Origin of the sequence: Cytobacillus horneckiae (genome assembly GCF_002835735.1) — a bacterium.
GTDB classification, from domain to species: domain Bacteria; phylum Bacillota; class Bacilli; order Bacillales; family Cytobacillaceae; genus Cytobacillus; species Cytobacillus horneckiae.
Genome location: NZ_PISD01000030.1, coordinates 18,116 through 32,517 on the forward strand (window position 1 = coordinate 18,116; position 14,402 = coordinate 32,517).

Annotated in this window: 15 protein-coding genes; 2 read left to right on the forward strand and 13 right to left on the reverse strand. The window is 39.4% G+C overall.

What is annotated here, in order from left to right; translation table 11 throughout:
* Positions 1–29: 29 nt before the first annotated feature.
* The 12 genes from CWS20_RS13500 to CWS20_RS13550 form a co-directional block, all read right to left on the reverse strand.
* Complete coding sequence (locus CWS20_RS13500) at positions 30–464, reverse strand: HIT family protein (protein ID WP_066189692.1); 435 nt, start codon at positions 462–464, stop codon at positions 30–32.
* Positions 465–474: 10 nt separating this feature from the next.
* On the reverse strand, positions 475–999 hold the full coding sequence (locus tag CWS20_RS13505) for a KdsC family phosphatase (RefSeq protein ID WP_066189689.1): 525 nt from the start codon (positions 997–999) through the stop codon (positions 475–477).
* A 9-nt stretch (positions 1,000–1,008) separates the two neighbouring features.
* Entirely contained in the window at positions 1,009–1,992 is a 984-nt protein-coding gene (locus CWS20_RS13510) for a KpsF/GutQ family sugar-phosphate isomerase (RefSeq protein WP_241198586.1), read from the reverse strand.
* Entirely contained in the window at positions 1,952–2,836 is an 885-nt protein-coding gene (gene kdsA / locus CWS20_RS13515) for a 3-deoxy-8-phosphooctulonate synthase (RefSeq protein ID WP_083957131.1), read from the reverse strand. The genes CWS20_RS13510 and kdsA overlap by 41 nt, the downstream gene beginning before the upstream one ends.
* The gene (kdsB, locus tag CWS20_RS13520; protein WP_066189683.1) at positions 2,829–3,563 is read right to left on the reverse strand and encodes a 3-deoxy-manno-octulosonate cytidylyltransferase; all 735 of its coding nucleotides are present in this window, start codon (positions 3,561–3,563) and stop codon (positions 2,829–2,831) included. The genes kdsA and kdsB overlap by 8 nt, the downstream gene beginning before the upstream one ends.
* Positions 3,472–4,899 carry a capsular polysaccharide export protein, LipB/KpsS family gene (locus tag CWS20_RS13525; RefSeq protein ID WP_066189681.1) on the reverse strand — a complete coding sequence of 476 codons (1,428 nt, stop codon included), beginning with the start codon at positions 4,897–4,899 and terminating at the stop codon, positions 3,472–3,474. Before CWS20_RS13525 ends, kdsB begins: the two co-directional genes overlap by 92 nt.
* Positions 4,900–5,172: 273 nt before the next feature.
* Positions 5,173–6,795, reverse strand: coding sequence for a gamma-glutamyltransferase family protein (locus CWS20_RS13530; protein ID WP_066189678.1), 1,623 nt, complete (start codon positions 6,793–6,795; stop codon positions 5,173–5,175).
* 132 nt (positions 6,796–6,927) lie between these two features.
* Positions 6,928–7,086, reverse strand: coding sequence for a hypothetical protein (locus CWS20_RS28020; protein WP_157090477.1), 159 nt, complete (start codon positions 7,084–7,086; stop codon positions 6,928–6,930).
* Positions 7,083–8,255, reverse strand: coding sequence for a CapA family protein (locus CWS20_RS13535; RefSeq protein ID WP_066189676.1), 1,173 nt, complete (start codon positions 8,253–8,255; stop codon positions 7,083–7,085). Before CWS20_RS13535 ends, CWS20_RS28020 begins: the two co-directional genes overlap by 4 nt.
* 15 nt (positions 8,256–8,270) lie before the next feature.
* A complete protein-coding gene (pgsC, locus tag CWS20_RS13540) occupies positions 8,271–8,720 on the reverse strand; it encodes a poly-gamma-glutamate biosynthesis protein PgsC (RefSeq protein WP_066189672.1) in 450 nt (149 codons plus the stop codon).
* Between the two features lie 19 nt (positions 8,721–8,739).
* Positions 8,740–9,915, reverse strand: coding sequence for a poly-gamma-glutamate synthase PgsB (gene pgsB, locus CWS20_RS13545; RefSeq protein WP_066189671.1), 1,176 nt, complete (start codon positions 9,913–9,915; stop codon positions 8,740–8,742).
* A 411-nt stretch (positions 9,916–10,326) separates the two neighbouring features.
* Entirely contained in the window at positions 10,327–11,097 is a 771-nt protein-coding gene (locus CWS20_RS13550; protein WP_066189668.1) for an SDR family NAD(P)-dependent oxidoreductase, read from the reverse strand.
* Between the two features lie 167 nt (positions 11,098–11,264).
* Between CWS20_RS13550 and CWS20_RS13555 the strand changes: the two genes are divergently transcribed.
* Complete coding sequence (locus tag CWS20_RS13555; RefSeq protein WP_066189666.1) at positions 11,265–11,858, forward strand: TetR/AcrR family transcriptional regulator; 594 nt, start codon at positions 11,265–11,267, stop codon at positions 11,856–11,858.
* A gap of 69 nt (positions 11,859–11,927) precedes the next feature.
* A complete protein-coding gene (locus CWS20_RS13560) occupies positions 11,928–12,392 on the forward strand; it encodes a low molecular weight protein-tyrosine-phosphatase (protein ID WP_066189663.1) in 465 nt (154 codons plus the stop codon).
* A 643-nt stretch (positions 12,393–13,035) separates the two neighbouring features.
* On the opposite strand, the gene brnQ is transcribed toward CWS20_RS13560, so the two are convergent.
* Positions 13,036–14,397: a branched-chain amino acid transport system II carrier protein gene (gene brnQ / locus CWS20_RS13565; RefSeq protein WP_066189661.1), complete on the reverse strand. Its 1,362-nt coding sequence runs from the start codon at positions 14,395–14,397 to the stop codon at positions 13,036–13,038.
* Between the last annotated feature and the right edge of the window lie 5 nt (positions 14,398–14,402).

Sequence of the window (14,402 nt, forward strand, 5' to 3'; positions counted from 1 at the left end):
AATTGCTTACTAGAAGAATAGATTGTGCATCATGCTTTTGTCATATATAGCGTCAATTGTTGTATCAATTGATTAACAGCTTCTGTATTACTATCTGTTGTTCTCTCTTGTGGGTTCAATGCCCTTTCAATTAAAGGCAGACCCTTCACATTTCCACCTTCTTCACGGGGGATAAGGTGGAGGTGCAAATGCCTAACTGCTTCACTAATCGTCACAACGTATAAACGGTCGATATTTAAGCGATCCTTAAGCATCGCTTCCACTTGTTTGATAATTGGCCCCATGGCAGTTAGTTCAACATCATTTAATTCAGTCCAGTACTCAACATGCCGTTTAGGCTCCAGGTATAGATAGCCTGCAATTTGTGAATTTATAGGCCCGTAAGATAAAATCCAGTTTTCATTTTCAAAAATTATTCGCATTTTACGATTGCTATGTTTCACGCAAATGGAGCAATCCTTCATATCTACTCACCTATTGATTTATTGTTATTTTCATATTTAAGTAATCTTCAAACAAAGACTGGTGATCATAGGCAGCGGATAGTATTTGATCAATGATGTCCCTGACTGCACCTTCGCCGCCTTTATGAGCAGAGACGATATGCGCCTGCTCCTTCACTTGCGGTACCGCATTGTGAGGACAGGCCGGATAGCCTACTATATTTAATAGCGGAAGATCATTAATATCATCACCTATATAGCAGACTTGATTTAAATCAATATTCAAGGCTGATACGATCTGATAAAGCACTTCTGTCTTATTGTTTACACCCTGATAAACATGCTTAATCTTCAGCTCAGCCGCTCTTTTTTCAACAGCCGGTGATTTGCGGCCGGTAATAAGAGCGATTTCGATACCGACATATTGAGCAAGGCTGATTCCCATGCCGTCATGGGTATGAAATGTTTTATATTCCACTCCATTACTGCCAATATATAGTTTTCCATCTGTCAAAACACCATCTACATCCAAGGCAATAAGCTTTATATTTTTCATATCATTCACCTAAAGTCCTAAGTTCATTAAATCATGAATATGAAGCATGCCAATTGGCTGATTTTCACTATTAATTACGGGTAGCACATTAATTTTATGTTTTTCCATTAGACCCATCGCTTCAGCAGCTAATTCCTCCGCCTGGATACATACAGGCTGTTTGTTGCATAATTCATCAACGGCATAGCTCAGCATATCTACAGACATAGCGAAAGCTCTTCTAATGTCTCCATCTGTTAATACGCCAACTAGCCGCTGCCTTTCATCTACAACGCTTATTGCTCCCATCCCCTGGGTGGTCATGAGGAATAAAGCTTCCTTTACAGAGTCGGAATGGAGGACAATAGGGTTTTTCCTCGTTGTTTGCGTTACATCGGCGGCCTTTAATAATAATCTTCTGCCAAGTGACCCAGCAGGATGAAAGACAGCAAAATCCTCTGGTTGAAAATTCCTCGCCTGCAAAAGCGCGATAGCAACAGCATCTCCAAGTGCCAAAGTGACGGTCGTACTTGTGGTGGGTGCCAGGCCTAATGGACAAGCCTCCTCAGCATTGCCGATGCAAAGAACAATATCCGATTTTATCGCTAACGTAGATAGTGGATTTTTAACGATCGCAATCATTTTTGCGCCAATTTTTTTTATCGAAGGGATTAGATTTAACACTTCTTCAGATTCCCCGCTATTTGAAATCGCGATAATCACATCATTTGCCGTTACCATCCCTAAATCTCCATGCAAACCTTCAGAAGGATGAAGAAAAAAAGATGGTGTACCTGTACTTGCCATTGTGGCATTGATTTTCCTGCCGATAATACCGGATTTTCCTATCCCTGTAATGACTACTCTGCCGTGGCATTCTAATATCATTTGAATGGCATCATTCACGGCATGGCCGATTGCACCTTTAAGATCTAAAATGGCCTGGGCTTCTTTTTCTAGAACGGCAATTACATTATTTGTGTAATCCTGTGAGTAAGTTTTCGTGTTCAACAATATGATCTCCCCCTATGGATGATGCTTGTTTAACTAAACGATCAATCTCAACCACTGGCTTCAACACTTCTTCTAATTCGCTTAACTTCACCATATTTGGACCATCTGATAAGGCTTCATCCGGATTTGGATGCACCTCCATAAAGATTGAGTCCACTCCAACCCCCGCTGCTGCTCTTGACAAGTAAGGAACAAATTCCCTGTTTCCTCCTGTACTTGTCCCGTTCCCTCCTGGAATTTGCACACTATGGGTGGCATCGAAAACGACAGGAGCAAACTCCTTCATGATTGCCAAAGACCGCATATCTACAACTAAATTGTTATAGCCAAAAGTGGATCCGCGCTCGGTCAGCAAAATTCGCTCATTTCCTGCCTCCCGTATTTTTGTGACAACATTGCTCATATCATTCGGCGCAAGAAACTGCCCCTTCTTTACATTGATTACCTTTCCCGTTTTTGCTGCTGCAACGAGAAGGTCAGTCTGTCTGCAAAGGAATGCAGGAATTTGAATAATATCTAATACTTGGCCGGCAATCGGCGCCTGTGATGATTCATGAATATCTGATAATACTGGGACATGAAAGGATTCCTTAACCTTGGCTAAAAGATTGATGCCGCTCACCAATCCAGGTCCCCTTTGAGAATGAATAGACGAACGATTCGCTTTATCGAAAGACCCCTTAAAAACGAAGGGGATATTCAGCTTCGTCGTCACCTCTTTTAGCCTTGCAGCTGTTTCCATGACAATTGTTTCATCCTCCAGCATACAAGGGCCTGCTATTAATACGAAGGGGCGATTTTCACCAAATACGATTTTTTCATTTAGAATCACGCTATTAGACATATTGTTTTCCTCCAATTATGCTTTCGACTTTTTCAATATCCTCAGGGGTGTCTACTCCAACTGCATCGTAATCTGTCTTAATCATCTTTATGCGATAGCCATTTTCCAACAGCCTCAGCTGCTCAAGCATTTCTATTTTTTCATATTGGGACGGTGGCAGATCGACAAATCCATGTAAAACCGCTCTTGGAAATCCATATAAGCCAATATGCTTATAATAAGCGGCATCCTTTTCAGTGCGGTTGTATGGAATCCCTTTGCGTGAAAAAAATAAAGCATAGCCAAGCTGATCTGTCACGACTTTTACTATATTTGGATCATCTACTTCTTCCTTATTTACAATTTCAGTCATTGCAGTAATCGCAATGTCATTATTTGTCATCCTCGCCTCTCTCACCAGTTCATCAATGAGCAGCGGACTAATTAATGGCTCGTCCCCTTGGATATTGACAAAAAAATCACCTTCCACTATTTTGGACACTTCCGAGATGCGGTCAGAACCGCTCATATGATCAGATCTCGTCATCACAGCCATTGCCCCAAATTTCTCTGCTGCTTTTTTAATACGCTCATCATCTGTAGCAATCACAACTTGTTCAAGTTCTTCACTCTGCATCACTCTCCTGTACACATGCTCAATCATCGGCTTTCCATTTATCAAAGCCAGCGGCTTTCCTGGAAACCGGGTTGAACCGTATCGAGCTGGTATCACGCCAATCGCTTTCACCTAAATCACCTCTTAATTTTATATATTGAGACAATCTATCTGCTATATTTCTCGCCGTATGTTCATTCGGGCTATTTAAAATACCTTCAATTTGATATTCGAACCTTAAGTAATAGAGAAAGCGTGCGACTTTATCAGTTAATAACGGGGAAGCTAATACTTTTTGTAAACTATTAAATAATCGATTGGGATCATGGCACCTCTCTACGATTCCATCGATATTGTAAAGTGCATCCCCTAGCGTAATTACTTTTTTATGATGAGCAAGCGCCTCTAGCCCAACAGTTGAATTAATCGTAATAACAGCTAAACAGTGCTTTAACAGCTTATCCATCCGGTATTTTTTAATAAAAGTCACTTCATCCTTATATTTTTGTTTTAACTGCTTATAACTATTTCTCGACATATCCTCTGGATGCTCTTTAACAATAATTTTAATATTCCGTTTATTCTCTTCGTTATATCTTTTTACAGCTTCAACGACTTTATCGAGAAGCTCCTCCATCGTTTTTATACGAGGTGAATGGTAAAAAATTTGCGTATCTCTTGATACTTGGAACGGTACAAAGATATATTCCTCATTTATTTTTATCTCATCTTCTTTTTTATAACGATATAGCTTCTTAAAGATAAAATATTTTACTGCCTGCCAAAAGGTAATATGAGCATAATATTTAGGGTGAATGTGTAAAAGTGCGCCTATAAATGAGGCAAGCTTCATGAGAGCGACTTTCACTAGACTTTCCCGCTTTGCCTGCAACAGCGCTTTCTCTTCAGGCTTGAACAAATATTTGCGCAATCTTTTTTTATTGACTGATACTTGATCATAAAAACGGCTATCTGTTGATACCGAGGAACGGGCATTAATCCCTTTCGGATCACAGGTTATCGTGTATGGTCGGAATAGTCCATCTTCGAAATAGAAGACTTTCAATCCTTTTTCTTCAGCCAATCGCTTTGAAATCTGATCAATCCAATGATAGCCATTAAACAAGCAAATCGTATCTATTTTGTATGCATCTATTAATTTATCGATTGCAGACATATAGCGCTTATATGTCCTTAATTCACTCTTATTCACATTTTTATTCAACACATTTTTTGTAAACGTTACGTTATATATTGGCAGACTCATTAGCTCTTCATCAGTAATTGGATATTCCTCTTTCGTTATTTTAAATGGGGCAAAAATAGAAGTGATTGAGCTTTTCATGAATAGCTCACCGAGTTCCAGCTTAATTAGGTATGAGCGATGGCCCCTTTTTTCCAACTGTGCCCCAATATCATGGAAAAGTTTTTTATTTCTATTTCCTCTTATAAACAAGAAGTTAGCCATTGCATCCCTCCATTTTGAGTAAATGCTGATGTACAAGCACGAAATTGTATCAATATGCTAATTTATCCTACCTTGGTTCGTATTTTAGCATGACAAACGTAAAATGAATGCACTATTTACTATTATTTACATAACGTTTAAATATAGTTAATATTGTTTGAATGTTTGAATATTTATTAACAAAAAATTTATAAACTAGCTATTTACATAATAATTCTTAACAAAAACAATAAAAAAAGCGTTCAATCAAACATTTGATTGAACGCTTTTACTTTAATTTGATTGGGCCTCCCACTTGCCGTTTCTTCGTGAATCAGCTCCGCCATCAATAGATAATGTTTCTTTATTATAGGATAGTGCATGTACACTTCCAAAGAAGGACGTGTTGTTATTAATAATAACTTCATAGCCGCGATCCTGCAGTTCAGAATAAGTTTTCCTATCAAATCCTGGTTCCATTTGTATCTCGTCGTTTTCCATATAAAAACGAGGACGTTCTATCGCATCCTGAAGGGAGTCGCCAAATACGGTGTGATACAGAATAGACTGTGCAATCGCTGAAGGTATTCTTCTGCCGCCGGGAGATCCTATACCAATGACTTCTTTATTATTGATTAGTATAGTAGGGGCTATAAAACTGCGCGGACGTTTTCCAGGCTCGAATGTATTTGGACTTTTTTCATTTTGGCTGTAGTTTGTTAAGGCATTGTTTAAGAAAAATCCCTCTTCTACATATTCACCCGTCCCAAAAAAGTTTCCTAATGTATTCGTGGCCGACACCATCATTCCATCCTGATCAACAACTACAAAGTGAGTTGTATGAGCTAAATCTTTTCGTTCTGCTTCAGTATCATTTAACTGATTACTTTTGAATATTTTTTCCCTTCCCTCTAGCAATTCATCGGTATATTCCGTGCTCGTGACCTCATCCATATCAAGATAGGAATAGTCCAAATCGCCGATATTATATAGCCTTTCCTCGTAAGCGATTTTGCTGATTTCTCCTACTGCTTGAACAAAGGCTGGCTCATTTTCAAATTCAGTTTCTTCAAGTACCTTTTCCGCCATTTGCAATGTTTGAACGACAGTCAATCCAGAGAACGGGGGCGCTGCAGACCAGACATCATACCCCATGAATTCACCCTTTACTGCCTCCATTCTCTGTGATGTATACTTACCAAAATCGCTGCGCTTGAAACCGTCGTGCTGATCGGCAAGCGAATCGGTTAGCTCACCATGATAAAACGCCGCCTCGCCTTCATCTCGAATCGCCCTCAATGTATCTGCTAGCTCTTTTTGAACTAAAGTATCGCCTTCCTCAATCGGGCGGCCATCAATGAAAAAAGGCTTCGCTTTATCTTCATCAATTCTGCTTTTCAATGCCGTTTTAAAACGGTATTCCAATTGATCATCTACTTTAAAGCCCTCTTCTGCTAATGGAATCACCTGGTTCATAATCGATTCAAACGATAATTTGCCTTCCTCCTCATGAATATCCGCCATGCCTTTAACGAATCCTGGCACACCTGAATCGGTTTTGCGGCTGTTCGAGGAAAGCGGCGCCATCTCTCTATATTGCTGGATAAAAGGTGCTTTGCCATCCTTATAAACGAGCATTTCACCACCTCCCCCTACCCCTGATGCATAGGGCTCAACGACAGCAAGCGCATAGGAAACAGCTATAGCAGCATCAACTGCATTACCCCCATCCTTCAACACTTTCATGCCAACTTCAACAGCAAGCGGATGGCTTGCACTTACACCGTATTCTCCATTTTCCTTCGCAGGTTTTTTTTGCACGCTTTGATTCCCTTCTTCTTTTAAAAACCAATTTATACAAACACCCAAGACAACAACCAATGATATTAAAATAAGTATTAAATTCCTTTTTTTCATTGGCACTCCTTTACGCTGGAAAAACTCAGTATTAGCCAAGTTCTATCTGCGATACTATCGTTTTTCTTTTGCGATTTTTTACTGGAACCCACATCAATGATGAGTGAACAAGTTATCAATCAATCAGCTTTCTTATTCTTGAACCTTTTCAATATCTACTTTTAAAAGCTGGGTATCAATTTTTTTCTTTTCATCCTCGCTTAGCGTTTCTGTCTGGCCCGCACCAAGGATGATGAAAAAAATTGCTACTACAAACAAATACGGTGCTGCACTTTTAATAAAGTTTTTCATCGTTTCATATCCCCTTCTTCAAAATTAACATTCTGATTTATCGTAAAAGTTAGTTTCTCATTTTCATATTCCCAATCCGCATTTAAGTCTCTCGTCAACTGGCGAATGATGGACCATTCTGCTAGCTTGTCCCAATTATTTATCGGGGCTGGGGTTGCTTCACGAATTTTCATTGGTGTCACTTCAAATCTTGTATCGCCTGAATCCAGTACATGGAACTGAACAAGTGCTGTTTCTCTAGTTCGCGTCCAGCCTTGGTCAAATATAAAATTGCCGAGACTGTAAAAAATGACGGTATCATTATAAACTTCGATTGATTCCAATACATGCGGATGGTGGCCGATGATTATATCAGCACCCGCATCTGATAAGGCACGCGCCAATTCTTTTTGGCGATCGCTCGCACGGCTGTTATACTCATTTCCCCAATGTGCATGGACGAGTACGAGGTCAGCTTTTTTTGCTGCCTCTGCTGTTAAAGGAATAAAAGTTTCTGGTGTAAAGTCAAGAATGCCGCCGCTTTGTTCATCTGCTCGGACATCTCTGTCTGTTAAATCTGAAAAACTTAAGGTTGCGATGGTCATTCCATTTATTTCTTGATAGGAGATGCGATCATGGGCATCTTTCATATTTTTACCTGCACCAACTGCATCAATTTGTTTTTCATCCATTAACGCCAACGTATCATGAAGCGCCGGTTCGCCGTAATCCATCATATGATTATTCGCAACGGCCACCGTATTGAAGCCAGCATTGGCTAATCCTGCTACAGAATGACTATCCGTTTTCAATGCAATCGATTTTCCTTCTTTCTGCTCAACATTCCTGTCAGTTGCCGGATTTTCGAAATTCCCTGTAACATAATCCGATGTATCAAAAAGCGGCTGCGCATATCTGAATAAATATTCATAGCCATGCCTGTCAGTTATGTATTCCACATATCGCCCTGTCATGATATCTCCAACGATTGAACCTGTCAGTACCGCATCTGTTGCAGGTTCCGCCTCCGCTACCTTTCTCGTATCCATCGTATATAAAAGAATAAAGGCAACAAGTAGAATCGGAAATAGAATCAATAGGTGGATATGTATTTTCTTCTTTTGGTTTTTTAAAAATTTGAGGAGTTTTTCATGAAATGTTAACGGACGATCCTCTCTATTTTGATCCATTATTGATCCTCCTCCTTAAAACAGGTAGTACACATACATGATTCCAAAGGTTGCTCCGCTTAATAGAAGCGTGCTTCCTAGTGTCAAAGTAACGCCTTGCTTTTGAATGGTATTAGCTATAAGCCCTGGCACAATAACGCCTAGCCCTCTAAACTCATTGATTTCAAATGGCAAGACAGGATAGAAATAATCCAACACCAGCTTCAAACAAATGCCGGTAATCAGCATCGCAGCAAACTTTCGTCTTCCATATAATATAACTAATTTGGAAATGCCATATTTAACAATGACATAGGTAAGTAAACTCACAAGCAAAATAAGTAAAATAAAAATAGGCTGGTTAAATACAAGTGCGAGATAGCCCGGTACAACAAGACCGGCCGGCATAATGCCGAATTTCTCTGCAAATAATAAACTTAATAACACGCCCAAAATTAATGAAATATATAAATCATCACCAAACATTCACAAACGCTCCCCCTGATTAGCTTACTAATTGCCTGATTTTCATCGTTTTTAATTCTTCGATTAAAGGCTCTGCCGCGCCGTGGATATTGCCGACACCATAAATCGTCGAACCATCCATTTCAGCTTTTAATTCTTTAATGATTTCCTTCGTTGTCCAACCCTCAAAATTTTTGATGTTATTTGCAGGAATGACTTCACTTGCCCGCATAATCGGCTCGGTTGATTCACCGATAAGCACAAGCGTCTCCATTGGAATATACGGCAGAACGTCACGAGCAAACTGCTCTGTACGATCGACGCGGTCAGCTCGGCAATTCATAATCACCACTGGCTGCTCAGTTGGATAGCCCACCTCCTGCACTCGCTTCCAAATATTCAATGTCGATGAAGCATCATTAGCAGCAAATCCATTCACAAAGTAAGATGGATTTGCTGAACTGCCAATCGGTGAAATCCTCATTGCACCTGGATCTGGCGGTGCATTCAACATCCCTTGTCGAGCTGTCTTATCATCGATGCCAATCGCTTCTGCCACACCAAGTGCAAGTGAAGCGTTATCAGGAAAAACCATATAATCAAATTGTTTTAAGTAAGCCTCTGATATTTGGCTATTGTCAGCCACAATCACTTTCGTATTTCTTTCCGCTGCAATTTTTTCATAATAAGGGCGGAACTGATCATTTGTAATAATTAAATGTCCATTATGAGGAATCGTGGCTGTAAAGGCTTCTGCTACCTCATTCAATGTCGGCCCCATCACATCCATATGATCTTCTAGGACGTTGACAATCACGCCAATATTCGCTTGCAGCAGCTCCTCTTGAAACGTGATCTGATAATCAGGATTGACCGCCATACATTCACTTACGAGCGCTTCAGCCCCAAGATCAACCGTCTCAGTAATAACATCCTTCTGTTCGCCAATATTAGGACCTTGAGGCTTTCTTACAATCGGCTTTTCATCGGGCGTATTCCAATAAATCATCCTCGCATCCGTCCCTGTTGTTTTTCCGACGGTCTTGTACCCAGCTTCGAATAAGATGCCCGTTATCAGCCTCGTCACTGTTGACTTCCCGCGAATGCCATTAATATTTACACGTATCTTCAACGAATCCAGTCTTTTTCTATGCTTTCGCTTTTCAAACATACCCGCCGCTAATAATATGAGGCAGGCCCCCACAATGAGCCACATTTGCTCTCCTCCTATTTTTCCAATATTTATCCACTGTCAAAAAGGCACGATTAATATACTAATATATTTATATTTCACCGATATAACATGCGAATGAACTTTCTTTACTAATAAGTAACAGCGGAAATAAATGAGCGGAAGAGATTTTTGGTGACTTTAGGTCCATGTTTAAACATTATTTTCAATATGATTAATCGGTTTCACATAGATTTTCTATGTATTGAATGATTTGTGGAATTGGAGGATTGCTCCCTTCCCGGTATGAGTGTAAAAAATGTATTGGAATTGAAAATGAGGTAATAGGGTAAACAAGAATATTTAATATCATTTCAGTCATATTAAAAAGCAGCCTCTTTATAGAGACTGCTTAATTAGGATTATTTTCTATTTAAAAGGATAAATATTCTTAGTTTATCGAGACGTGTAACCAGCATCTGCATGAATGGTCGTTCCAGTTACATACGAAGATGCATCTGATGCTAGCCAAAGGCTCGCTTGTGCAATTTCCCTTGGCTGGCCAAAACGGTTAAGCAAGCTTAATTGCGGTGCATACTCTTCCTCTGTGAATCCAAATTGATCTAAAGCACCACGAAGCATCGGGGTATCAATTGCACCTGGAGCTACGGAATTCACACGAATATTTTTAGGACCGTACTCCATAGCCGCTACTTTGGTCATGCCGACAACGCCATGTTTTGCTGCAACATAGGCAATATTATTCGGCTGCGGGCGATAGCCGCTTACTGATGAAATATTAATTATCGATCCGCCTTTTCCTTGCTTTTCCATCTGCTGCAATTCATATTTCATGCAAAGTGCAGTTCCAGTCAAGTCAACAGATATTAAGCGATTCCAATAGTCTTCATCAAATTCTGCTGCAGGTTTATCATCCGGTGTTAGCGCCGCATTATTAACCGCAACGTCCAATTGACCATAAGTATCAACTGCGAATTTGACCATTTTTTGTACATCAGCTGATTTTGAAATATCTACTTTAACAAACGCCGCTTCACCGCCAGCAGCATTAATTTCTTCTGTGACAGCTTTCCCTTTTTCTTCATTAAAATCTGCTACAACCACTTTCGCCTTTGCTTCAGCAAATAGCTTTGCAGTTGCTTCCCCCATACCCATTGCAGCACCTGTAATAATTGCTATCTTTCCATCTAATACTGGAAATGTCATGATGATTCCTCCCTATCCTTTTTCAACTCTAAATATAAAGAAAATTCGTAACTGCTTTCAATAAACAAACTTCATCAATCTGTTCAGTAATAGTCATCTTTATTTATTTTGTACAGTAAAATTGCAAATTATCTCAGGATTCAACATAATAAAAATGGGGTGATAATATGGAGCAAGATTACCTAGATAAGAGGGTTCAGCGTTCAAGGTCAGCGATGAAGCAAAAGTTTATTGAACTATTACAGGACAAGCCTTTTGAACAGATCACAATTTCACAAATTGCCCGTGAAACGAACTATAACCGTGGCACCTTCTATGCCAACTTTCATTCAACTGAAGATCTGCTGAAGGAAATAATTACCGAAACGCTCAATGAAATGATTATCCAGATTAAATATCCTTATAAATCCATTAAAAAGGTTAATATAAGGAAATTACCGACTGCAGATATTACATTATTTAAATACTTTAAAGATAATAGCAGTTTATATAAACTGCTATTAAGCGATCATATCCGAGTGGATTTTCGCCACCAAATGTCTAAAGCGATTGAAGACTTGTTTCTAGCCGAATATGAATATGAGTTGCCAGAAGATAGTGAGCTAGAACCTAAATGGCTTTATATTTATCGTGCCAACGGAATTGCCGGTTTCATTATCCGCTGGATTGAGGAGGATTTTCCTACATCCCCTGAATATATGGCCAAGCAAATTGTTGAATTAATGCTCGTCTCAACGGAAACCTTCTTTTTAAAAGAATGATTAGATGTAATGATGACCTATTTGATTGATATACTAAATATGTAAAAAATAGAAAAAGGAGACTGTTAAATGATTAATGTTTTATTCGTTTGCCTTGGAAACATTTGCCGTTCACCGATGGCAGAAGCATTGTTCAGACATCTCGTTCAAGCTGAGAGCTTAAGCGGTCAAATGACTGTCGATTCAGCCGCCACCAGCTCTTGGCATATCGGTGCACCACCGCACAAAGGAACACTTGCCATATTAAAGGAAAACGGGATCTCTGCCGACAGCTTAAAAGGCCGGCAATTGCAAAAAGAGGATTTTGAAGCTTTTGATTATATCGTAGGAATGGACGAAAGCAATATCAGCAACATCTATCAAATTCTCGGACAGCCTGAACATCCGAAAATCTTACGCCTTCTTGATTTAACAGACAACCAAAAGGATGTGCCTGACCCGTATTATACAGGGGATTTTCAGGAAACCTATGATTTGTTGACTGAAGGGTGCAAATTGCTTTTGAAGAAGATTCGTGAGGAGAACGGGATTTAATGCAAAAAAGTGCTTTTTTTAAGCTCAGGCTGTAGAGAAACTCAGCTAAGGAAGGGCTTGGGATTCTCCGAGGCTTTCCGCGAATCGAGCCGCTTCGTCTTTACCCGTGAACTGCACCCCAATTGTTGGACACGTCTATCAATTGGAGGTGCAGTTTCTCTATGGAGAAATTTACTCTAGAAGAGAAAATATTAGCGGTTCAGCTCTATTTATCCGGAGTTTTCTTATCATGAGGTCGCCGCATTTGTGGATATAGACAGAAAATAGGTAATGAAATGGGGAGGATTATACGAAAGGACCATTTTTTGTGGACTTACTCACAATTTCGTTTCCAGTTACGTGGCTTAATAGAGTTTCATTATTTTGAGAGTGACGTGAATCATGCGATTCGCACACAAACTATGACGATTTTCTGTTTGTCTATTGCTAATTTTGTTCCAATTACACAAATAAGGAAGTATATAAAATAAAAGGAATGAGCCCGGTACAATTCCGGACTCATTCTACGGTTGTGTCAAACTTTTTGGGGTCACATCACGCTTCTCCCGCAGGAGTCGAGCGAACACCTCTCCAAATCCAACTAAATTATCTTATTTTCAATATCTACGGCACACTGTTTAAGGCTATTTTTTATTCTAATCATTTATGATACTTTTTTCACTTCTTGCCCTGCCATATTAATAATGGAGACAGGTTCATTTCTCGTTTTAGCGATGAATAAACTGATGGCGAATCCAATGATGCCAGTTGTAATCCAGCCGGCTCCATTTTCAAACAAAGGAATAAAGCCAAATAAATTGTTCAATGCTTCCTGACCGATGCCTGCATCCTTAAGCGCATCGAGTATAGCTACAATGCCGACGCCTATCATTGTTCCAATATATACAGACTGACGGCCTTTGAAAAGGTTGTTTGTAAATATTAATACAATTAATGCGATTGCTAATGGATATAACAATAATAATACGGGCGAGGCCATATTTAAAACCGCATTTAATCCAAAGTTAGTAAAAACAATACTAAAAGCTGAAAAAATTAATAACCATTTTTTATAAGATACAGATGGAACAATTCGTTCAAAATATTCCGATACTGCAGCTAGACAAGCGACATTCGTCGTGATTCCTGTCAAAAAGATGATAAAACCTATTAAGTATATCCCAATGTCACCAAATAAAGCCTTTGCACTTTGGGCAAGCACCGCACCGCCATTCTCCTGATAGCCAATGGCATCTACACTGGATGCCCCAATCCAAGCCATAGATAGCTGCAAAGCGACAAGTCCAATAATTGTAATGACTCCAGCTTTGATAAACAACTTGGACACTTCTTTTTCAGAAGTGACACCCAAAGTGCTGATCGATTTTATAAAGATGCCCCCAAATACAAATGCGGCTAGAACATCCATTGTATAGTATCCTTGTGTAAACCCTTTCATGAACACATCTGATAAATAATTATCTTGAGGCTCGCGAATTGCACCCATAGGTGTAAAGATTGACTTTACCACCAAAACAATTAATAATATTCCGAATATAGGCGTAATGATTTTCCCTAAATGATCAATAAATTTTGTTGTATTCCATGAGAGCCAAACGGTTAATGCAATAAAGGAAATAGAAAACACCAATAGGAACCACTGTATATTTGAACCATTTGTAATAAGCGGGTTTATGCCAATCTCAAAAACAACTGAAGTTGTTCTGGGAATCACATAGATTGGACCTAATGTTAAGAATAGGAGAATAGAAAAGACGACTGCAAAAGTCGGATGAACTCTTCCTGCAAGCTTTTCTACTGTCCCTCCCCCACGGGTCAAAGCGATAATTGCTAATAGCACAAGCCCAACACCGGTTATTAAAAAGCCACCCATAGCAATCCATACATTTGTACCAGCTTCCTGACCGACCATTGGTGCAAAAATGACATTTCCAGCACCTAAAAACATGGCAAACAACATCAAACCAATTGCAAATACCTGTGAAAAAGGCAGTGTCTTACTCATCTTTT